Below are 20,480 nucleotides of genomic sequence, written 5' to 3'. Positions count from 1 at the left end.
GCTCGCGGAAGCGGCCGGACCCCGCCCGTCACCGTGCGGCACATCGGATGCCCGGCCCGTGCCCGGTCATGCCGCCAGCATGTTGCCATAGCCGATCACGACCGTGGCGAAGACGAGCAGGCCGACGCCGCTCCACACCATGGCGCGGATGCGGGGCGGCGCGTCCTTCCATTCGCGAAAGGCGAAGCCCCACAGCGTCCCGAAGATGATGATCGATGCCATGTGCAGCGTCCAGGACGAGAAGCCGTAGCGGCCCATCTGGCTCTCTCCCATCGTGTAGAAAAAGAACTGGAAGTACCACGCGGCACCGGCCGAAGCGCACAACAGATAGTTGGCGAGCAACGGCGCCTTCGCTCCCGCTTCGTCAGTGGCGGCGGCGGTGCCGCGGCCGATCCACTGTCCGGCGCTGCGGTTGCGGACGATCAACAGCACGCACCAGGCGGCGTTGGTCAGCAGCCCGCCGAACATCACCAGGCACAATATTGGGAGGCCGGTCCAGAGCGGGCCGGTGCCGGCCTTCGCCGACAGCGCCTTGATCGGCTCGCCCGCGGCGAGACCGAAGGCGAAGCAGGCTGACATGATCCCGGAGAAGATCGCGACCATGATGCCTTTGCGGAAATCGAACTCGCCGATCGCGGCGCGCTTCTGATCGTCGGAGAGCAGCACATCCTTCTTCGCGCCCGCCGCCGCCACGACGATGATCCCCGCGAGCGTCACCACGAGCCCCAGCAGGATGATTCGCCCCGATGTGGTCGCGAGCAGCTTTTCGTGAAAGTCGCCTTGGACGATGGGCGGGATCAGCGTGCCGAACACGGTACACAAGCCCAGCACCACCGCCATGCCCAGCGACAGGCCGAGATAGCGCATCGTCAGACCATAAGTCAGTCCCCCGAAGCCCCACAGCACGCCGAACAGGATGCACAGGCCGGCGGTCGATCCCGGCACCTGCGCCATCACACCGCCCAGATCCTCGGTGCCCAGCCACGCGAAGAACCATGGCGCGATCAGCCAAGACACGATCCCGCCGGTCAGCCAGAAAATCTCCCACGACCAGCGTTTGACGCCGCGATAGGGGACGTAGAAACTCGCCGAAGCGAGCCCGCCGATCCAGTGAAACAGTACGCCGAGCAGCGGATTGGCAGGCATGGTCGTCTCCAGCGCGAGGTATGGGCGCCCGTGGCGGCGCGTCGTGGTCGTCAGGGGAAGCGCGGACTCACAGATCGAGCCCGAGCCGATAGATGCGGTTGGCGTTGCGCCCGAACAGGTCGCGGCGTTCGGCATCGGAAAAGTCTGCGACGATGGCATGATAGGCGTCGAGATGCCGGCCGAAGCTGCCGAACAGCCGGTCGGTCGGGAAATCGCTCGCGAACAGGCAGCGGCGAGTGCCGAAGATGTCGATTGCGTGGAGCAGGTAGGGGCGGATCTGATCGAGCGTCCAGGCGCGATGAACGAATCCGAAGCCTGACAATTTCGTCACGACATTGGGCAGCGCCGCCAGCGCGCGCATCCCCGACAGCCAGAGTGCCACGCCGGCCGCGTCGGTATCGACGGGCATTCCGGCATGGTTGATGACGACCTGGGTCTCGGGATGGCGGGCGAATAGCGTCGCCAGTCCTGCCATCTGCGACGGATAGCATTGCAGATCGAACGACAGCCCGTATCGACCGAGCAGCGCGAACCCCGCCTCCCACGCCGCATCGCCGGTCACGTCGCGCGGGGTGTAGGTCCGGCGTGGGTCGGCGTGCCAGTTCACGATATGGCGTATGCCGCGCACGTGCGGGTGCGCGGCGTGCGCCGCCAGCAGCCGTTCGACGTCGGGGTCGTCCAGCGGGGCGAAGGCGACGATCGCGTTGGGAATGCCGGAGTCGCGCGATAGGCCTTCCAACCACTCCGTCTCGGCCAGCGCATGTTCGGGCAGCGCGCCGGCATCGACATGCACCGCACCGACGAGATTCCAGCCGGCAGCATCGGCGCGGTAGTCGGCGGGCAGATAGGTGCGCGCGATCGTCTCGACGCTGCCGTTCGGGCTGGTGTCGTCGAACGGTCCGGTCAGCCACGGATAACTTAGGGTGGCCAGGTCCCAGAGATGGATATGGGCATCGACAAAGGGCAGGTCGCGCATTCGCTATCCTCTTCAAATGCGCGGCCGCCCTCTTGTCGGGACGTGCTGCGCCGATCGCCGGGTCAGAAGGTGGTTCGCCCCCCCGATGTGTCGAAGGTCGAGGCAGTGGTGAAGCTGCATTCCTCGCTCGCCATGAAGCAGACCATCGCCGCCGATTCCTCTACCTCGCCGAGCCGGCCCATCGGGATCTTCGATCGCATGTAATCGACTTGGCTCTGCGGCAATTGCGCCAGAATCGGGCTTTCGAACGTCGCAGGCGTCAGCGCGTTGACGATAACGCCCTTGCCCGCCAATTCCTTGCCCAGGCTCTTGGTCAGACCGATGACCGCGGCTTTCGATGCCGAATAGGCCGACGCGTCGGGGTTGCCTTCCTTGCCCGCGACCGACGCCACGTTGACGATCCGGCCATAGCCTGCCGCGAGCATGTACGGCACGATCGCGCGGCAGCAATAGAACAGCCCGTTCACGTTGATGTCGAAGACACGCAACCAGCTGTCGACCGGATATTCGTGTACCGGGGCGGTGGCCCCGGTGATGCCGGCGGACGCGACGAGGATATCGATCTTGCCCAGCGCCGCAAGGCTCTCGCTCGCTGCGGCCTCGACCGCGGCCCGGTCGGCGACGTCGAGCGCCACGACGCTTGCGGCGCCGACTTCGTCCCTCGCCGCTGTCAGCGCGTCCGCGTTCTGGTCCCAGAGCGCGACGGTGCCGCCTTCTGCTACGATCCGCCGGGCAACGGCCTTGCCGAGACCCGAGGCGCCGCCGGTGATGATCGCCGTCCGGCCTGCATAGCGGTCCGCAAACGTCGTCATGCGTCGTCGCCGAGTGCGAACGGAATCACAGTCTGTCGCTGTTCGCCGAGGGTGGCGACGCTTAGATGCATCGTGTCGCCCGCCTTCAGGAAGACGGGCGTGGGCTTCTGCCCCTCGCCGACGCCCGGGGGAGTACCGGTGATGAGCAGGTCGCCGGGGTGCAGCGTAATGAAGCGGCTGACATAGGCGATACATTCGGCGACCGGGAAGATCATCGTCGCGGTATTGCCGGTCTGCATGCGCTGGCCGTTCACGTCGAGGAACATGTCGAGCGCCTGGACATCGCCGACCTCGTCTGGCGTGACCAGCCAGGGGCCGGTCGGACCGAACGTGTCACAGCCCTTGCCCTTGTCCCACTGGCTGCCGAGCTCTTTCTGGAAGGCGCGCTCGGACACGTCGTTGACGAGCACATAGCCCGCGACATGATCGAGCGCGGCGTCCTGTTCGACATGGCGGCACGTCTTGCCGATCACGATGCCCAGTTCGACTTCCCAATCGGTCTTGAGTGCACCCTTGGGGATCATCACGTCGTCGTTCGGTCCCACCAGGCACGAGATCGCCTTGGTAAAGAAGATCGGTTCGGGTGGCACCGGCAGCCCGGCCTCCTTGGCGTGATCGGCATAGTTCAGGCCGACGGCGATGAACTTGCCGATTCCGGCAACCGGTACGCCGTAGCGCGGGGTGCCCTCGACGAACGGCAGCGAGGCGGGATCGATCGCCTTCAGCGCTGCGATGCCCGCGCATGTCACCTCCACGGGCGTGATGTCGACGACGTGCGCGGACAGGTCACGGATGCGGCCGTCGGCGTCGATCAGGCCGGGCTTCTCGGCGCCGACGGGGCCATAGCGGCAAAGCTTCATCGAATGATCCTCAGTGCATATAGGGGCGGTGGAGCACGACGTCGCGATCGAGCTCGACGCCGAAGCCCGGCGTGTCGAGCGCGCTGGCGCGCATTCGGCCGTTCACGGGGACCGGCTCGCCGAGCATTTGCGCCGCGAACATCGGCACGACCTCGGTCGCGCCGGGGTGCATCATCAGGAACTCGGCGAACGGCGAATTGTGGCGCGTGAATCGGGGTCGCGATGTGGTCGTCGATCCAGTGGCCGGCGCCCTGGTCATGATAATCGGCGCCCCCGCTGCGGACGACGAGGCGCGGATATCTGTGATCTTCGGTAGCGCCATACCGCTTCCATCCCTTAAGATACGATCTTCGTCGCGCCGCGCCGGGCGGGCGAGTCTTGCCATAATGTGGAAGTTTGTTTTAAGGAGTGGAACAGATGGCGTCAACCGCAACCCCTAAGCCAGCGTATGCGCCGGCCGACGCGGCCGAACCTGCCAGCGCGGTCGGTGCGGGCAGCCAGACGCTCATGCGCGGTCTCGATCTGATCGAATGCGTCGCGCACGAAATGCAGACGCTGGGCGAACTCTCGCAGAAGCTGGACCTGACCAAGAGCACGACGCACCGGCTGGTGTCGGCGCTCGTCGATCGCGGCTATCTCGCCTTTACGCCGCGCTCAGGATATCGGCTCGGGCCCAAGCTGCTCGAACTCGGCTTTCTCGCACAGGCGCAGGCCGATCTGATCCAGGTCGCGCGGCCGCATCTCGAATCGCTGGCCGCATCGACCGAGGACACGGTGCATCTGGGCGTGCTCGACGGCGACCATGCGTTGTATCTCGACAAGATGCCGGGGCGGCGGCGGATCAACATTTCCAGCCGCGTCGGTGATCGCCAGCCATTGACCTCGACCGGGCTCGGCAAGGCGCTGATGCTCGACCACCCGCCCGCATATTGGTCCGAGCGGTTCGAGGCTGACCAGGCAGCCGGCGTGCCGAAGGCCGACTCTTCGATCTGGCATGCGCGCATGGCGGAATATGTGGCCGAAGGCCGCGCCTTCGATCTCGAGGAGAACGAGGACCAGATCCGCTGCGTGGCCGCCCCGGTGCGCGGGGCGGGCGGCAAGATCGTCGGCGCGATCAGCGTGTCGAGCGCCGCGCAATATATGAGCAATGCCCGGATGGCCACGCTGTCCGACGAGGTCCGCCATGCCGCGCAGGCGATCAGCCGCGATCTGGGATGGGTGGCGGATACATGAAATAGCAAAGGGGATGTCGTGCTGCTCGAAGGTAAAGTCGTTCTGGTCACCGGTGCATCGGCGGGCATAGGCCGCGCCGCTGCGATCGGTGCCGCGCGTCACGGCGCCGACGTCGCGATCAACTATAATTCAGACGATGCGGGCGCCGACAGCTGCGTCGCCGAGATCGCGGCGATGGGGCGTCGCGCGTTCGCGCTGAAGGGCGACGTCGCCGAACGCTCGACCGCGGTTGAATTCGTCGCGAAGGCGGTCGCGGCGCTCGGTCGCGTCGACGTGTTCGTCAACAATGCCGGCATCTGCCCGTTCCACGCCTTTCTCGACATGCCCGAAGAGACGTTCGAACGTACGATGAAGGTCAATCTCCACGGCGCCTATTACATGGTGCAGGCCGCCGCCAACCAGATGGTGAAGCAGGGCCACGGCGGCGCGATCGTCGCCGTGTCGTCGATCTCCGCGCTCGTCGGCGGCGAGTTCCAGACGCATTACACGCCGACCAAGGCGGGGGTGCATTCGCTGATGCAGTCCGCCGCGATCGCGCTCGGCAAGCACGGCATCCGGTGCAACTCGGTGCTGCCCGGCACGATCCTGACAGACATCAACAAGGAGGATCTCGCCGATCCCGCCAAGCGCGCCTATATGGCGGGGCGCATCCCGCTCGGTCGGCTCGGCGCGGCCGAGGACCTGGCGGGACCGATCGTGTTCCTTGCTTCCGATCTCGCCGCCTACGTCACCGGCGCGGCGCTGCTCGTCGACGGCGGCATGTTTGTCAACCTGCAATGAAGGCGGCATCCGCTCTCGACTATCGCGGGCTCGCGCGGCGACGGCTGCCGCGATCCCACGGTCGACTGGCGCAACCTCGATTTCATCCGCGCCGACGGGATCATCGTCTCGAACCATGGCGGGTGCCAACTCGATGGTGTCCCCTCGACCGCGCGCGCTGTCGCCGATCGCGGAGGCGGTCGGCGACCGGTTGACGTACTCGCCGATGGCGACGTGCGCTCGGGCTCAATGCCGTGCGGATGCTCGCGTTCGGGGCGAAAGGCGTACCGCTCGGTCGTGCGCGGGTCTACGCGCTCGCCGCGGCCGGGAAGACGGGCTTCACGCATATGCTGCAGCTCATCGAAGCCGAGATGCGCGCTGCAATGGCGCTGACGTCTCGGACGACCAGCGCCTCGATCGATCGCTCGATCCGTGCGTCGGGAGATGTCCCATAATACGGTAATCTGTCCTGCTTATTGACACTTAGCTGCGAGTCTAGCACGATGCGTCAAGCCCTGTTCCAGGGGCAGGGGAGAGAATGACGTGGGACACACGATATCGCGGCGCGGCTTCATCCTCACGTCGGGCAGCGCGACGCTGGTGGGCACCCGGCTCTCTGCGGCGACCACGCTTCCGCTGCATGTCGAGGGGCTCCAGGCCGACAATCTCGTTGAACCGGCGAACCTGCATTCCGCCAACGTCCGCCTGTCCTGGCATTTGCGATCGGATCGGCGCGGGGTCGCGCAAAAGGCCTACAGGGTGGGCGTGGCGACGAGCCGCGACCGCGCCGCGGCCGGTCAGCACGATCTATGGGATAGCGGTCGCGTCGAGAGCGATGCGAGTTTCGATGTCCGATATGCAGGAACGCCGCTGGCGTCACGCATGCGCTGTTTCTGGACCGTCGAGATTTGGGACGATCTTGGCGTCCGTGCGAAGAGCGGGGTCGGTACCTGGACCATGGGGCTGCTCGACGCGAGCGACTGGACCGGGCCCTGGATCGGCGCGGAGACCGCAACGATGCGGGACGACCGCCTGGCCGGCCTGAAATATCTGACCGCCCCCGCGCATGCGGACGCCGCGCGGGACGGGCGGTCCTACAGGCTTGTGATGGATCTGCCGGAGTCCGCCGAAGCGACCATATTCCTGGTCGCCGGTCGACAGGCCGAGATGGTGCTCGACGGGAAATCCGTAGCGTTGCCGCCGCGCGACCACGACGCATTCGGACCGCCACCGCCCTATCGGACGCTGACCCCGCTCGCCAAAGGCCGCCGCGTCCTGGCCGTTTACGTACCGGGCGAGGCAGGCGCAGCGTCGGATGCGAGACCGGCACGATGTGCGCTATTGGTTCGTGTGCGATATGCGTCGGGCCGTGTCGCATATTTCCAGGGTGACGCAGCGCGTTCGGCGGTGGGGCGCCCCGCGTCGTGGAGCGCCCCGGCCTTCGACGACCGGTCGTGGGATGCGCTGCGGGCGGACGGCGACGATGCGCCGTTCCCTGGCGAAGGCGCCTTCCTGTTGCGCCGTTCCTTCGACGCACGTCGCGCGGTACGGTCCGCACGTCTCTACATGACGGCGCTCGGTGCCTATGTGCCGATGCTCAATGGCGTTCGCGTCGGCGAGCAGCAGATGACCCCCGAATGGACCGATTTCCGACAGCACGTCCTTTACCGCGCCTATGACGTCACGAAGATGGTCAAGCCGGGTGCGAACCTGCTCGGCGCAATCGTCGGTGACGGTTGGTATGGCAGCTACATGGCGCCTGCGGGTCGATACGGATTCGGAAGCGCGCCTCTGCGTCTGCGCGCGCAGCTCGAACTGGAATATGAGGATGGCGGCAAGGAGGTCGTCACGACGGACGATAAATGGTCGCTCTCACGCGCTGCGATCACCTCGAGCGAGATCTACGACGGCGAGGACGTCGACGCACGCTTGAACCAGCCGGACTGGTCGCGCGCCGATTTCGCGCCGCCGCGCGCGCGGTGGGAGCCGGCGCATCCGATCGATACGCCGTCGGTCGCGCTGCTCGGCGGTTCGCTCCCGCCGATCCGGCCGACGCAGGTCCTGAAACCTAAATCGCTTGCAAGCAGGCCCGACGGGAGCGTCGTTGTCGATTTCGGGCAGAATTTTGCGGGCTGGGTGCGGCTGCGCGTCAAGGGCGCGGCCGGTCGGCGCGTTACGCTCCGCTTCGCCGAATTGCTGGGCGCGAAGGGGGCCGTCGATCAATCGAACCTGCGCGCGGCGCGGGCCACCGACAGCTATGTCCTGCGCGGCGATCCCGCCGGCGAGCAGTTCGAACCGACCTTCACCTATCACGGATTTCGCTATGTCCAGATCGAGGGTCTGCCGGGGGGGCTGGTCGCCGATGCGATCGATGGCGTCGTGGTTCATTCCAGCCTGACCGAGACCGGCGAGCTGACGCTGGGGCAATATGTGCCGCAGCGCATGTGGCAGAACGGCCTGTGGAGCCAGCGCTCGAATTTCTTCGGGACCCCGACGGACTGCCCGCAGCGCGACGAGCGGCTGGGCTGGACGGGCGACGCGCATGTGTTCTGGGACACCGCATGCTTCAACATGGATGCGGCCGCGTTCACGCGCAAATTCATGCTGACGATGCGCGAAGCGCAGCGCGAGGACGGGTCGTTCCCGGACATCGCGCCGAACGGCGATCGCGAGCATTTCACGCCGCCGGGCTCGTCGCCGGGCTGGGGCGACGCGGGTGTTTTCGTGCCGTGGACGAGCTGGCAGCATTACGGCGACACCACGGTCATCGACGAGCATTGGCAGGCGATGGACCGGTTCGTGGACTCGCTTCGCGCATCGAACCCGAACTTTCTCTGGCAGAACAAGCGCGGAAATGATTTCGGCGACTGGCTGTCGCTCGACGGCAAGGAGCCCGGCGATCCGACCACGCCCAAGGACCTCATCGGCACAGCGATGTGGAAGGGGGTGGCCGACGCGATGGCCGACATGGCGCAGGCGACGGGGCGTACCGCCGACGCCCGGCGCTATCGGGCGATGTCCGAGACGATCGTCGCTGCCTTCAACCGCGCCTATGTGCGGGCCGATGGCGGGGTCGGCAACGATTCGCAGACGAGCTACATCCTGGCGCTGCACTTCGACATCCTTCCCGCGGCGCTCCGCACGGTTGCGGCGGACCGGTTGGTCGCGGACATCGTCCGGCGCGGCAAGCTGCTGTCGACCGGCTTTCTCGGAACGCCCTACAGCCTCGATGTGCTGGCCGAAGCGGGCCATGACGAACTTGTCTACGACCTTCTGCTGCGGACTGCCTATCCGTCCTGGGGCTATATGATCGCAGATAATGCCACGACCATCTGGGAGCGCTGGAACGGCGACGTCGGAAGCCGGGTGATGAACTCGTTCAACCATTATGCGCTCGGCGCGGTTGCCGGGTTCATGTTCCGCCGCCTCGCCGGCATCAGCCAGACCGCGCCCGGCTTCAGCCGCTTCCGGTTCGATCCCGTCTACGACCGGCGGATGGCCAAGGCGGGCGGGCGGTACGACAGCCAGGCGGGTACGATCACGACCCGGTGGGAGCGATCGTCGTCCGGGGCGTTTTCGCTCGAAATCGGCATTCCGCCCAACAGTCGCTGCGAGCTGTGCCTACCCGCCGCCTCGATCAGCGAAGTCCGCGAATCCGGTCGCCCGATCTCGTCGAAGGATTTTCGGCAGCTGCCCGGTGAGAAGGGCGTCGTGCTCGATGTGGGGGCGGGAACCTATCGGTTCGACTTAGGCCGCCGTCTTTGAACTGACGCGGCGCAAGCGGCTTGGACATGCGCAAGCGCCACCCGGCCGCGTCGATGGCGGATTGTTCCTTCTCCAGCGAGTTTCTCAAGCCTCGGCGTCACGTGGGGACAGGAAAGTCAAACGGGAATTCAGCCGCGCTGATCCCGTCGCAGAAACGGCGTTCCACGAACGCCAGGCCGCCAGCAGCGTCGTCCTTTAGGACTGCCCGACCTCAGCGTCTTCAACGAGTGGCGCGACGCACACCATCACGCCCGGGACGGACCCTTCCTCGGTCGCAGCTTCCACGGCTTGCCTAAGGAACCTGGCGATCGCGTCGCGAAGCAATGGCGGCGAGAGGAACGCCTTCGGCGCCGGATGCCGCACGGCACGTCTTGCACGATAAGGGGTATCTGCGTCGCGAACATCGCAGAGTGCTACCCACGCTGAAAGAGACTGGGCGCGGAGTTCCTCCCGAGCCGAAGATCCACGATGCCGCGACACGCTGCTATATACGGGACCCCGATGGCCACCTTATTGAGATGGGCGAAGCGCTGCGATAGCGGCAGGCGCGAGCAACAACAGAAGGCACCCTCGCTCGACGGTCCCAGCAATCGATCCGCGACCTGACCCCGTGACACGCTGACGGACAGCGCTGCCAGCGGCCGCGTTATCGTTGCCGGAGCATCGATGTGCCATCCGGCGACCTCATTGATTCCAACGGTGCCAACAACGGCTGTGTCGAGCACGGCGCCCCCATCCAGTAAGGATAGTATTGTGAGCAAACCATTTTTTCTTGCGGCAATAGCCCTTATCCCCTCGGCTTCCAACGCAGATACGGACGGCGGATCGCAGAAAGTCCTCATGACGCTGGCGCCCGTGCTCGATGCCAAGCGGATGCCGATCGCCATGCAGGTCGCGTATCAATTGCCGTCCCGGTCGAGTTCGCAACCTCTGATACTCGAACTCGATACATTAGAACCGGGGCTGCAGCGTATCCGCGACCAGGTTTCGGATCTCATCGTGCGGGATGCCGTCGGGACCGTGACGATGAACGCGCAGGCAAAAGCCGGCGGCGGCAATGGAGCGACCTTTCTGCGCTGGCAGGCCGGCCGCGCCACGTCGGGCACGGTGTCGGTCTCCTACACGATGCCGGTCGCGCTCTCGAAGCCGCCGAAACGCGGGCCTCAGCAGGACCTTCAAGCTGTTGGCGGCGGTCTCTCCGGCGCGTTCTCGGGCTTCCTGCTGCTTCCGGCGGGTGTGGCGGATCTCGACGTAAAATTGCACTGGCGACTGCCCGCCGGCCAGTCGGCGGTGTCGACACGCGGCATCGGCGACGTGGCCTGGACCGGATCGCCGGAGGCCCTGCGCAACACGCTGTTTCTCAGCGGCCCCGTGGCGCGTTGGCCAGCATCGAGCGCGCCTGACGGGTTCGTTGCGGCGGCACTTGGCGAATCCGCGGCGAAACTGCCCGGGGCCGCGTCCTGGCCGAAACGCGCGTATGAGGCGGAGCGGCGCACGCTCGGCCAGCCCCGAACCGCTTATAATCTGCTCATTCGCTCTTACGACGGCGGCGCGACGATGAGCGGCCGCGCGGACGAAGGCGGCTATATGCTCTACCTGCCGCTCGGAAGCGATCCTGCCGCCGCGAAACTCCATCAACTCGTGGCGCACGAGATGGTCCATTCGCTCGTCGGCGCGATGACCGGCGAGCCCGGTGAAGAAGGAAACTGGTACACCGAGGGCATCGCGAATTATCTGAGCATCACCGTACCGCATGAAGCCGGATTGTACGACGACGTGGCCTATCTCCGCCTTATCAACGAGGAGGCAATAGGATATTACTCAAACGTCGATCGCAATCTGCCAAACAAGATGGCGGCGGAAACGATGTACGCCGGTCAAAACAGCTGGAGCCTGCTGTACCGGCGCGGAGACCTATACTTCGCTGACCTGGACGCCAAGCTTCGAGACCGCAAACTCGGGACTGTGACCGACTTGGTCAAGGTCATGGTCGCTCGTACGCGCGCCGGTACGCCGGCGACGGCGGCCGCTTGGCAACAGATTCTGCGCGAACGTGCTGGCGAGTGGGCAGTGGCGGATTGGCAGAACATGATGCGAGGCGATGTGATCAGGCCTGCCAAGGGCGCCTTTGGTCGCTGCCTCGTCTCGAAATCGGTATCGATCGGGCTGTTTGATCTCGGTTTCTCGTCACCGACACACTTGACCGCAGGCGCGGTGATTGGCGGGGTCGATCGCGCCTCCAATGCCGGACGCGCCGGCATTCGAAATGGCGACGTGGTCGAAGGCGGCGTCGACCTGAACGACTATACGAACCAGATTGCAAAACCGATCCGGCTTAGGCTGAAGCGCAATGGCAAGCTGTTCGACGTGACCTTCGATCCGCATCGTGGTCGGGTAGAAGGGGTGCAGTGGGTTTATGACCGGACCTGTGCCGAGCGTCCGGGTTGATGCTCCCTAACCCACCAGCTCCAGCTGTTCGGGCGGCAGTCGGTCGTGCCGATCGCTGCGTTCGGCCCGCTTTTCTCGCGAGGTGGTCCCCACTGGCGGGAGCCTTTCTGAAATCTTGCGCGATCCAGTGAGCCGGCCAACGCCAAAAATACCGCAGGTTCCCGCGGTTTACAAAGCTCTAGGGGATGTTCTGAGGCCGGAAAGTGGAGCGGGTGAAGGGAATCGAACCCTCGTCACTTGCTTGGGAAGCAAAAGCTCTACCATTGAGCTACACCCGCGTCTGGCGCGTATTTCTGTGGTTTGCGGCGCGATGTCAACCAGGCGATTGCACGCGCCACCCGTCACACGCACCTGCGCCGCCGCGCCGTTCAGTCGAGCCCGCTCCCCAGCACGCGGTACAGCGTGACGCGGTTGGTCGCGTGCGCCAGCCGCGTCGCGACGAGATCCTGCCGCGCGCCATAAGCGGTGCGCTGCGCGTCGAGCGAGGTCAGGAACGACTCGACCGCGGCGCGATAGCGCGCGTCGGACAGCCGCGCCGATATTGGCGTTCTGCGCAACGCGGTCGAAACGCGCGATTTCGACTTGGTCCGCTGCTGGATCGCGCGCTTCGTGCAGGAAGAACCGAGCGATCCCTTGGATTGCGCGCTGTTCGTCGAAACGATCTCGGAGGCGACGCGCACCTCACGCGTCGCCGACATCCCCCATTCGGTCGATGCGCGCGTGCGCGACAACATCCTGCCGGCGCTCGGCTTCCTCGCGCCGGGCGGAGACAAGGCGGCGCGACGCGACGATCTGGCGAACTTCATGATGGCGGTCGGCCACGGCGTCTGGGGGGCGCCGGATCTCGGATCCGCGGGTCGCTCAGCGCCGCCTGTCGAGCTATGTCGCCGAGCTGATCGACGCCGAACTGACCCGACTGATCGCCCTGCCCCATTTGAGCGACAGCGCATCGCCTGTGCGGGTCGGCGCCGGACGTGCTATACCGCGCGTTGGCACATCTGCGGGAACATACAGTGGGTCCCCGGCGCTTTGTCGCAGCAGGCCGCGGGGCCATCCTCTCACAAAGGCGAACGATCATGGCTGAAGCAACCTGGGGCGACGACACCAAGACCCCCGCGATCGACTGGCGGATGAGCGCTTCGCTCGAAGACGTGCCGCGCGGCTCGGAAGACATCGCCGAAGTGACCAGCCTCGAGGGCGCGGTGCGCGCCTGGCGCGAGCTCGATCCGGCGCATCAGTCAGCCGCGACGCTGACGCTCGAGCGTGCGATCCAGCTCGACGGCGTGTCGCTCACCGCCTTTACCGGAAACAGCATTTCCGCGCTGGTCGAGAAGCTGCCGGGCTGACGCGCGAAGTTACCCGTTGAATTGTGCCGCGCGACCGGAGTAACGGGTGCGCGATTATGTCGATCGCCCGGGCGCCGCGCCGTATGCGGCCCCGTGTCGCGCGGATCGGGTCCAGAACGGCTCCGACTCGCGCTATCGGGCGTTCAGCCTGAAGGAAGAGGTGCGATGGGCAGCCGCGCCGGGATCGGGTCGAGACCCGGTGGCACGGCGCGGCGGCGGACTTGCATTGAAGGACGATTGATTGATGAGTGATGTGGTGACTAGCCTGCCCGGTCTCGAACCTACGACGGCTTTGAGCGTCGAGACCGTGCTCAGCGTGCGGATGTGGAACGAGCATCTGTTCAGCTTCACGATCACGCGCCCCGCGAGCTTCCGCTTCCGCTCGGGCGAGTTCGTCATGCTCGGCCTCGCCGGCGAGCAGCGCCCGCTGCTGCGCGCTTACTCGATCGCCAGCCCGGCTTATGCCGAGGAACTCGAATTCCTCTCGATCCGCGTGCCCGACGGCCCGCTCACCTCGCGGCTGTCGCAGATCCAGCCGGGCGACCAGGTCTATCTCGGCCGCAAGCCGACCGGCACGCTCGTCGCCGACGCGCTGCTGCCGGGCAAGCGGCTGTTCATGCTGTCGACCGGCACCGGCCTCGCGCCGTTCCTCAGCGTCGCGCGCGATCCCGAGATCTACGATCGCTTCGACCAGATCCAGATCGTCCACAGCGTGCGGCGCGTGACCGACCTCGCGTACCGCGAGCCGCTCGAGGCGAAGCTGGCGGATGATCCGCTGGTCGACGAGCAGGCGGCGACGGCGTTCTCCTATGTCCCGACCGTGACGCGCGAGCCGTTCCACACCAGCGGGCGGATCGACAGACTGATCGACGACGGCACGCTGTTCAAGGACATGCCCGGCGAGCAGCGGCTCGACCCCGAGACCGACCGGATCATGCTGTGCGGCAGCATGGCGATGATCAAGGACCTCGCCGCCAAGCTCGAGACGATGGGCTTCGTCGAGGGGTCGAACTCGCATCCGGGCCAATATGTGATCGAGCGCGCGTTCGTCGGCTGACGGGCGGCTAATTCCCGACATTGGGTAGCCCCCGTCTGGTAGCCCCCCGTCACCCTCGCGAAAGCGAGGGTCCCGCTTCTGCTTCAGACCGCGGGTCAGGCAGCGGGATCCCCGCTTTCGCGGGGATGACGGGGGTGGGTTGGTCCCCGCCATGTGCCCACGGTCACGTGCCCCTTCGCCCAAGGCAAGACACGTCTTCTCGTGGAAGACTCGATTTCGCGCCCCGCACCTTAAAAGCCCCTCCCCTTCAGGGGAGGGGTTGGGGTGGGGAAGTGACAGCCGTTGGTCTCTGCGAGGCGTCCCCCACCCCCATCCCCTCCCCTAAAGGGGAGGGGCGGACCTAGGGCATCCCTTTCCGCCATTCGTGGCCTAAACCTGAAGTCTTGCATCGCACACGTCCGAACTTCGCGTAGTGCGGCCCACACCCATAACCGTCGCCCCGGCGGAGGCCGGGGCGTCCCTATTTGTGTCCGACCGCTCCCGAGCCATCCAGAGGCCCCGGCCTCCGCCGGGGCGACGGAAGTGGCTCTGTCCGGCTCCGTGTAGATTCGAGACAGGCTGATTTTGGTGACAGAAGCGAAATTGCGGACCTTGCGCGTCAGAGCTTCGACCGGCTCATGAGCAAAAGTCGGGAACTTGGTATTGCTTCCGGTAGGGCGAACGGCCCTCGCCTAAAAGGGCGATGCATTCCGGGGCCCGCGTCGATGGAATTAAGACTTCGTCTCTGATCGCGCCAACGTAGCGCCAATTGTCAGATCGCGTATCACGTTTTGCATATTTCCTGCCTGCAAGCGCTTCCGGCAGACCATCCTTTGGGATAGCAAAGAATACGTCGTCGCCACCTTGCTCGATGATAACGAGTTGGTTCGTCGGCGTCAGGTATATGTTGCTCCGCTGACGATCATTGGCAGCAAAAATCGTATCCGAAGCTTCGCCATGCTTGTTTCTGATCGTCACGGTCCATTTACCAGAGCCAAGGTTCACATTCACCGCATTCACACCGTCCGGCAGCGTCTGATATTCTTTTTCGTGGCACGCCGTCAAAACCAGCATCGTCAGCGCGCTCAGTGCGACATTCCACTTTCTCATCGCGCCAAGCTGACCGAATGACGGCTTTGCTGCAAGGTCGGTCTTGACTTAAATGGCGAGGCTTGGTCGAAACCCGCCATCCGCCTCCCCCCCCGATCACCCCCGATGCCCGCTCATCCCCGCCCCCGCATCGGCGGCAAACCGCGCGTTCCAGATCGTCGCGCTCGCCGACACCGCGGTCACCACCCAGAACGCCAGCGTGAAATCGCCGAGCCGGGGCAGCACGTGCCCGCCCCCCAGCATCCCGACATGCAGCGACGCCGCGCCGACGCAGATCCCGAGCGACAGCATCAATTGCTGGAAGGTCGCGTAGAAGCTCGTCGCCGAACTCATCCGGTCGCTCGGGATCTCGTCATAGGCGATCGTGTTGTACGCCGAGAATTGGAACGACATGAAGAAACCCGACAGCATCAGCACGCCGAAGATCAGCGGCACCGGCCAGTCGGGCCGAAACAGCCCGCACACCGCATAGCCCGCGCTCCCGCCGAGCCCGCCGATAATCAAACTGCGCCGGAACCCCCAGCGCCGCAGGATGCGCGGCGCGAGCCCCTTCATCGCGAGCGAGCCGATCGCCCCTGCGACGGTGATCGCCCCGCTCGCCGCCGCGGTCATGCCGAAGCCCAATTGCAGCATCATCGGCAGCAGGAAGGGCTGCGCGCCCTGCGTGATCCGCGTCAGCGATCCACCGATCACCGAGAGCCGAAAGGTCGGCACGCGCATCAGCGACAGGTCGAGGATCGGATCGGCACGGTGCCGCGCATGGCGGATGTAGAGCGCGCCCGCGATACAGCCGATCCCGATCAGACCGAGCGCCAGCGGCAACTCGCCCGTCCGACTCGTCATCTCGAACCCGAACAGCAAACAGCCGAGCGCCACGCCCGACAGCACGAACCCCCACGGGTCGACCGCGACGCGCGTCTCGGCGCGCACCTCGCCGATATAGCGCGTCACCAGGAACACGCCGAGCAGACCGATCGGCAAATTGAGATAGAAGATCCAGCGCCAGTCGAGATAGGTGACGATCGCCCCGCCGACCGGGGGTCCCAGGATCGGCCCGATCAGCGCGGGCATGATCAGCCACGACATCGCCGAGACCATGTCCTCCTTGGCGACGCTGCGCAGCAGCACGAGCCGCCCGATCGGAATCATCATCGCGCCGCCGAGTCCCTGCAGGAAGCGCGCGCCCATGATGAACGGCAGACTCGGCGCGATCCCGCACAGCGCCGAGCCCGCGACGAAGATCAGGATCGCCGCGCGGAACACGGTGCGCGACCCGAAGCGGTCGGCCAACCGCCCACTCGCCGGGATGAAGATCGCGAGCGCCAGCAAGTAAGACGTCAGCGCCGAGCTCATATTGGTCGCGGGCACGTGGAAATCGCGCGCCATCGTCGGCAGCGCAGTCGCGAGGATCGTCGCGTCCATCTGCTCCATGAACAGCGCGCAGGCGATGATCAGCGCGACGAGGCGATAGTTCTTGGGCGTATGGTCGACCGGCCCCGAGTCGCGCGCGACCTGCGCGATGTCGCCGGCCGCGGGCAGGATGCCGTCGCGAATCTCGCTGTTGATCGAGGCGAGGCCCCGGCGGCGCAATCTCATGGGATGTCCGAAGGCTTTGGGTCAGCGGCGCGTCGCGGGGCTGAGACCGGATGGATGGGCTCTCCAATGCCAGCGCTTGATCGGCTGGTCGGGTGGTCGGCGGGAATGGGCTATGTGGGCTTCGCGGCGCCGTGCTGCAACGGCGATGTGAAACGGGCATTGCGCGCGCTTCAACGTCCATCGGGCGGGACTCGATCCGCTATCCTGGCGCACCGTTCGAGTCCTCCCGCCGTCACGCTCGCGAAAGCGAGGGTCCCGCCTCTTCTTCCCGGCCCGAGCCAGGCAGCGGGATCCCCGCTTCCGCGGGCATGACGGGGGCGAACGACGCGCCCGCCCCCCCTCGTCACCCTCGCGACAGCGAGGGTCCCGCTTCTTCTGCTCCGCCCGGGCCGGGCAGCGGGGTCCCCGCTTGCGCGGGGATGACTGGGGCGAACGACGCGCCCGCCCCCACTCGTCACCCTCGCGACAGCGAGGGTCCCGCTTCTTCTGCTCCGCCCGGGTCAGGCAGCGGGATCCCCGCTTGCGCGGGGATGACGGCGGAGGGTTGCGCACCCCGGACAGAACCAGCGACGACAACCCGCTTTCCCTTGGTCCGGCTGGTCAGATGAATCTGCCAACACCGGTCACACCGATACGGCCGCAGCACGAGCCCCAACGCCGCGATCGCCGCCACCGCCGCCGCCTCGTCGGCAAACCGCCGCTTGCGCCGGCAGACGCTGACCTTGGTCCGCGTCAGCGTGGCTTCTTCGGTTGCGGCACGCCGCTCACCCAGAAGATCCCGCCGGGCTGGAGCGTGATGACATATTGCCCCTTGTCGTCGCATTCGGCGATCCACACCGCCTTGCCGTCGATCGGTGCGTGCTTCTCCATCCGCACGATCTTCTGGCAGGTGTAGCCCCCGTCCTGGATCGCGCGGAACATCGTCGTTTCCTGCAGCGCGGGCGAGAGCGCATCGATCTTCGCCTCCATCGGGTCATGCGTCGCGACCGCGGCGGGCGCGCTGCTGCCGCTCGGGCTGCCATCGCATGCCGCCAGGCTCATCGCGAGCCCGGCCGCCAGATAGATCCGCTTCATCGCTTCGCTCCCAAGTCTCAAATCCCGCCGGCCACGACGCTGCGGCCGGTCTCCTCCAACGCTTTGGTCAGGTCGGCGATGCAGCGGTCGGCGAGCGCCGCATCGGTCGCGCGCACGACGAAATTGGCGCCCGTCCGCCCGTCGCGAAAGAACGGGTAGCTCCCGATCGCGACCCCCTCATGGCCCTTTTCGGCCTGGCGCAGCAGATCGGCGACCTCGCTCTCCGCCACCCAGCAGCCGATCGTGCGCGACAGCACCGGCAACCCGCCCTCGAGCGTGCCGGTCAGCGCGTCGAGCATCCCCGCGGTGATATGCGGCACGCCCGCCATGATGAAGATATTGCCGATGCGGATCCCCGGCGCCCCCGACATGCGGTTCTCGATCAGGTCGCTGCCCTCAGGAACGCGCGCCATCCGCTTGCGCGCCTCGGTCAGCCCGCCGCGGCTCGCATAATAGGCGTCGAGCACCGCCACCGCCTGCGGATGGAACACCACCGGCACGCCGAGCGCCTGCGCGATCGCATCGACGGTGATGTCGTCGTGCGTCGGCCCGATCCCGCCGGTCGTGAACAGATAATCGTTGCGCGTCCGCAGGATATTGACCGCCTCGACGATCGCCGCGGGCTTGTCGGCCACGATCCGCACCTCGGCGAGGCGGATCCCCTGGACGTTGAGCCACGCCGCGATCTGCGCGACATTCTTGTCCTGCGTGCGGCCCGACAGGATTTCGTCGCCGATCACCGCGAGCGCGGCCGTCCAGATGCGTGTCGTCATGCCCGCAGCCATAGCCCCGCCGCCGCCCCTCGCAAAGCGAAAGCGGTTTCGCTATATCGTCTCGGATGACCGACTATGTAACCGTCACCGCCGACGCCCCGACCGGCCGCACCGGCGCGATCAAGCTCTATGGCCGCGACGCGTTCGACGGCATGCACGCCGCGGGCAAGCTCGCCGCCGAGACGCTCGACATGATCGTGCCGCACATGGTGCCCGGCACGTCGACCGCCGAGATCGACGACATGGTCCGCCGCTTCATAGTCGAGCGCGGCGGCACGCCCGCGACGCTCGGTTATCGCGGTTATACGCATTCGAGCTGCATCTCGCTCAACCATGTCGTGTGCCACGGCATCCCGAGCGAGAAGACGCTCAAGGCCGGCGATATCGTCAATGTCGACGTGACGCCGATCCTGGGTGGCTGGCACGGCGACAGCAGCCGGATGTACCTGATCGGCGACGTGCCGATCAAGGCAAAGCGGCTCGTCGAGGTGACTTACGAATGCCTGATGCTCGGCATCGAGGCGGCCAAGCCCGGCAACCATCTCGGCGACATCGGCCACGCGATCCAGCGCCACGCCGAGAAGCACCGCTACGGCATCGTCCGCGATTTCTGCGGGCATGGCCTGGGGCAGCTGTTCCACGATGCGCCCGAGGTCGTCCATGTCGGCAAGCCCGGCACCGGGCCGGAACTCAAGCCCGGCATGATCTTCACGATCGAACCGATGATCAACACCGGCCGCGCCGACGTGAAGCTGCTCGACGACGGCTGGACCGCGGTGACGCGCGACCGCTCGCTTTCGGCGCAGTTCGAGCATTCGATCGGCATCACCGAGACCGGCTGCGAGATCTTCACGCTCAGCCCCGGCGGGTTCGACAAGCCGCCTTACTGAGCCGCGGCAAAGCGTGCGCCGGTATCAACCGACGCACGCGATGCCCGGCGCTCAGGCCTCCTTGCTGACCTTGGCGTGCGGCACGATGTGGTTGCCGTACCGGTAGGTCCCCACGCCGTTCCAGTCGGCGTCGAGCGCGAGCGCGGCCCAGAATTGCGCGAGATAGCTGCCGATCGCGGGCGGCGGCACCGACACGACATATTCGCCGTGAAGCGCGATCAGCTTGGTGTCGTGACCGAAGCCGGTATGGTGCAGCACACCGCTCACCGGGAATTCGATCGAGCCGTAGGGCGGCGGCAGCGCTTGCGTGATATGCGCGGTGCCGGTGATGTGGCCCGTCGGCGCGTTGACCAGCAAAGCGAGCTCGAGCTTGGGCGCACCCGGCAGATGCCCGTCGCCGACCTGCACCAGCAGCTTCACTTGATAAAGTCCTACTGCGTCCGTCATTATGACCTCCTGCTATAGTTGAAAATCAACACGTCGCAGCGACATCCAATCCAATTCCTGACTCTTAAATATAAATGAAATCTATAAATAAGAGTATATTTGCAGACAACTTTGCGACGCCTCAGTCTAGGCCATATCCACGTCTTGCATAATAGAGTTTTTGTTCGAAGAGAATCGAAAGCATTGCTTTGACAAAGCACGGCCCGGTC

Annotated in this window: 17 protein-coding genes, 1 tRNA gene and 3 pseudogenes; 8 read left to right on the top strand and 13 right to left on the bottom strand. The window is 65.8% G+C overall.

What is annotated here, in order from left to right; translation table 11 throughout:
• Positions 1 to 66 precede the first annotated feature (66 nt).
• The 5 genes and pseudogenes from rhaT to RH90_RS22425 form a co-directional block, all read right to left on the bottom strand.
• Positions 67 to 1,146 (bottom strand): L-rhamnose/proton symporter RhaT, encoded by a 1,080-nt coding sequence (rhaT, locus tag RH90_RS01335; RefSeq protein ID WP_010183395.1) that lies wholly within the window; start codon positions 1,144 to 1,146, stop codon positions 67 to 69.
• Between the two features lie 67 nt (positions 1,147 to 1,213).
• Entirely contained in the window at positions 1,214 to 2,122 is a 909-nt protein-coding gene (locus RH90_RS01330) for an amidohydrolase family protein (RefSeq protein ID WP_010183394.1), read from the bottom strand.
• Between the two features lie 62 nt (positions 2,123 to 2,184).
• Complete coding sequence (locus tag RH90_RS01325) at positions 2,185 to 2,934, bottom strand: SDR family NAD(P)-dependent oxidoreductase (protein ID WP_010183393.1); 750 nt, start codon at positions 2,932 to 2,934, stop codon at positions 2,185 to 2,187.
• Entirely contained in the window at positions 2,931 to 3,794 is an 864-nt protein-coding gene (locus tag RH90_RS01320; protein ID WP_010183392.1) for a fumarylacetoacetate hydrolase family protein, read from the bottom strand. Before RH90_RS01320 ends, RH90_RS01325 begins: the two co-directional genes overlap by 4 nt.
• Positions 3,795 to 3,804: 10 nt before the next feature.
• A pseudogene (locus RH90_RS22425) lies at positions 3,805 to 4,002 on the bottom strand (L-rhamnonate dehydratase); the annotation flags it as partial.
• Positions 4,003 to 4,211: 209 nt separating this feature from the next.
• Between RH90_RS22425 and RH90_RS01310 the strand changes: the two are divergent.
• The 5 genes and pseudogenes from RH90_RS01310 (at position 4,212) to RH90_RS01285 (ending at position 11,999) form a co-directional block, all read left to right on the top strand.
• Positions 4,212 to 5,027 carry an IclR family transcriptional regulator domain-containing protein gene (locus RH90_RS01310; protein WP_010183390.1) on the top strand — a complete coding sequence of 272 codons (816 nt, stop codon included), beginning with the start codon at positions 4,212 to 4,214 and terminating at the stop codon, positions 5,025 to 5,027.
• Positions 5,028 to 5,045: 18 nt separating this feature from the next.
• A complete protein-coding gene (locus RH90_RS01305; protein ID WP_010183389.1) occupies positions 5,046 to 5,807 on the top strand; it encodes an SDR family NAD(P)-dependent oxidoreductase in 762 nt (253 codons plus the stop codon).
• 21 nt (positions 5,808 to 5,828) lie between these two features.
• A pseudogene (locus tag RH90_RS22420) lies at positions 5,829 to 6,241 on the top strand (alpha-hydroxy-acid oxidizing protein).
• 88 nt (positions 6,242 to 6,329) lie between these two features.
• Positions 6,330 to 9,551 carry an alpha-L-rhamnosidase gene (locus RH90_RS01295; protein WP_010183387.1) on the top strand — a complete coding sequence of 1,074 codons (3,222 nt, stop codon included), beginning with the start codon at positions 6,330 to 6,332 and terminating at the stop codon, positions 9,549 to 9,551.
• 753 nt (positions 9,552 to 10,304) lie between these two features.
• Positions 10,305 to 11,999: a hypothetical protein gene (locus RH90_RS01285; RefSeq protein ID WP_157134494.1), complete on the top strand. Its 1,695-nt coding sequence runs from the start codon at positions 10,305 to 10,307 to the stop codon at positions 11,997 to 11,999.
• A gap of 204 nt (positions 12,000 to 12,203) precedes the next feature.
• On the opposite strand, the gene RH90_RS01280 is transcribed toward RH90_RS01285, so the two are convergent.
• From RH90_RS01280 to RH90_RS23260, 3 genes and pseudogenes are all read right to left on the bottom strand, one after another.
• Positions 12,204 to 12,277 (bottom strand) — tRNA-Gly (locus tag RH90_RS01280).
• 90 nt (positions 12,278 to 12,367) lie between these two features.
• Positions 12,368 to 12,538, bottom strand: a pseudogene (locus tag RH90_RS24170) (transporter); the annotation flags it as partial.
• A gap of 142 nt (positions 12,539 to 12,680) precedes the next feature.
• Positions 12,681 to 12,821 (bottom strand): hypothetical protein, encoded by a 141-nt coding sequence (locus RH90_RS23260; protein ID WP_157134493.1) that lies wholly within the window; start codon positions 12,819 to 12,821, stop codon positions 12,681 to 12,683.
• A 254-nt stretch (positions 12,822 to 13,075) separates the two neighbouring features.
• Between RH90_RS23260 and RH90_RS01270 the strand changes: the two genes are divergently transcribed.
• Entirely contained in the window at positions 13,076 to 13,345 is a 270-nt protein-coding gene (locus RH90_RS01270) for a hypothetical protein (protein WP_010183384.1), read from the top strand.
• A 244-nt stretch (positions 13,346 to 13,589) separates the two neighbouring features.
• A complete protein-coding gene (locus RH90_RS01265; RefSeq protein ID WP_029624947.1) occupies positions 13,590 to 14,402 on the top strand; it encodes a ferredoxin--NADP reductase in 813 nt (270 codons plus the stop codon).
• A gap of 615 nt (positions 14,403 to 15,017) precedes the next feature.
• Here the strand turns inward: RH90_RS01265 and RH90_RS23255 are convergent.
• The 4 genes from RH90_RS23255 to RH90_RS01250 all read right to left on the bottom strand — a co-directional run bounded on the left by RH90_RS23255 (position 15,018) and on the right by RH90_RS01250 (position 18,934).
• Entirely contained in the window at positions 15,018 to 15,491 is a 474-nt protein-coding gene (locus RH90_RS23255) for a hypothetical protein (RefSeq protein ID WP_157134492.1), read from the bottom strand.
• 96 nt (positions 15,492 to 15,587) lie between these two features.
• A complete protein-coding gene (locus RH90_RS01260) occupies positions 15,588 to 17,087 on the bottom strand; it encodes an MFS transporter (protein WP_010183382.1) in 1,500 nt (499 codons plus the stop codon).
• Between the two features lie 732 nt (positions 17,088 to 17,819).
• Entirely contained in the window at positions 17,820 to 18,161 is a 342-nt protein-coding gene (locus RH90_RS01255) for a hypothetical protein (protein ID WP_010183380.1), read from the bottom strand.
• Positions 18,162 to 18,178: 17 nt separating this feature from the next.
• Entirely contained in the window at positions 18,179 to 18,934 is a 756-nt protein-coding gene (locus RH90_RS01250; RefSeq protein ID WP_029624944.1) for a competence/damage-inducible protein A, read from the bottom strand.
• Positions 18,935 to 18,999: 65 nt separating this feature from the next.
• Between RH90_RS01250 and map the strand changes: the two genes are divergently transcribed.
• A complete protein-coding gene (gene map, locus RH90_RS01245) occupies positions 19,000 to 19,824 on the top strand; it encodes a type I methionyl aminopeptidase (protein WP_010183378.1) in 825 nt (274 codons plus the stop codon).
• A 51-nt stretch (positions 19,825 to 19,875) separates the two neighbouring features.
• On the opposite strand, the gene RH90_RS01240 is transcribed toward map, so the two are convergent.
• A complete protein-coding gene (locus RH90_RS01240) occupies positions 19,876 to 20,271 on the bottom strand; it encodes a DUF1842 domain-containing protein (protein ID WP_010183377.1) in 396 nt (131 codons plus the stop codon).
• Positions 20,272 to 20,480: the final 209 nt, after the last annotated feature.

The organism is Sphingomonas sp. PAMC 26605, from assembly GCF_000241485.1.
GTDB lineage: Bacteria > Pseudomonadota > Alphaproteobacteria > Sphingomonadales > Sphingomonadaceae > Sphingomonas.
This window is presented reverse-complemented; position numbering and strand designations above follow the sequence as displayed.

Coding starts and splice junctions, on each gene's coding strand:
- RH90_RS01325 (WP_010183393.1), bottom strand. CDS start 2,934: ATGACGACGTTTGCGGACCGCTATGCAGGCCGGACGGCGATCATCACC.
- RH90_RS01320 (WP_010183392.1), bottom strand. CDS start 3,794: ATGAAGCTTTGCCGCTATGGCCCCGTCGGCGCCGAGAAGCCCGGCCTG.
- RH90_RS01250 (WP_029624944.1), bottom strand. CDS start 18,934: ATGACGACACGCATCTGGACGGCCGCGCTCGCGGTGATCGGCGACGAA.
- rhaT (WP_010183395.1), bottom strand. CDS start 1,146: ATGCCTGCCAATCCGCTGCTCGGCGTACTGTTTCACTGGATCGGCGGG.
- map (WP_010183378.1), top strand. CDS start 19,000: ATGACCGACTATGTAACCGTCACCGCCGACGCCCCGACCGGCCGCACC.
- RH90_RS01240 (WP_010183377.1), bottom strand. CDS start 20,271: ATGACGGACGCAGTAGGACTTTATCAAGTGAAGCTGCTGGTGCAGGTC.
- RH90_RS01265 (WP_029624947.1), top strand. CDS start 13,590: ATGAGTGATGTGGTGACTAGCCTGCCCGGTCTCGAACCTACGACGGCT.
- RH90_RS01310 (WP_010183390.1), top strand. CDS start 4,212: ATGGCGTCAACCGCAACCCCTAAGCCAGCGTATGCGCCGGCCGACGCG.
- RH90_RS01270 (WP_010183384.1), top strand. CDS start 13,076: ATGGCTGAAGCAACCTGGGGCGACGACACCAAGACCCCCGCGATCGAC.
- RH90_RS01330 (WP_010183394.1), bottom strand. CDS start 2,122: ATGCGCGACCTGCCCTTTGTCGATGCCCATATCCATCTCTGGGACCTG.
- RH90_RS23255 (WP_157134492.1), bottom strand. CDS start 15,491: ATGAGAAAGTGGAATGTCGCACTGAGCGCGCTGACGATGCTGGTTTTG.
- RH90_RS01260 (WP_010183382.1), bottom strand. CDS start 17,087: ATGAGATTGCGCCGCCGGGGCCTCGCCTCGATCAACAGCGAGATTCGC.
- RH90_RS01255 (WP_010183380.1), bottom strand. CDS start 18,161: ATGAAGCGGATCTATCTGGCGGCCGGGCTCGCGATGAGCCTGGCGGCA.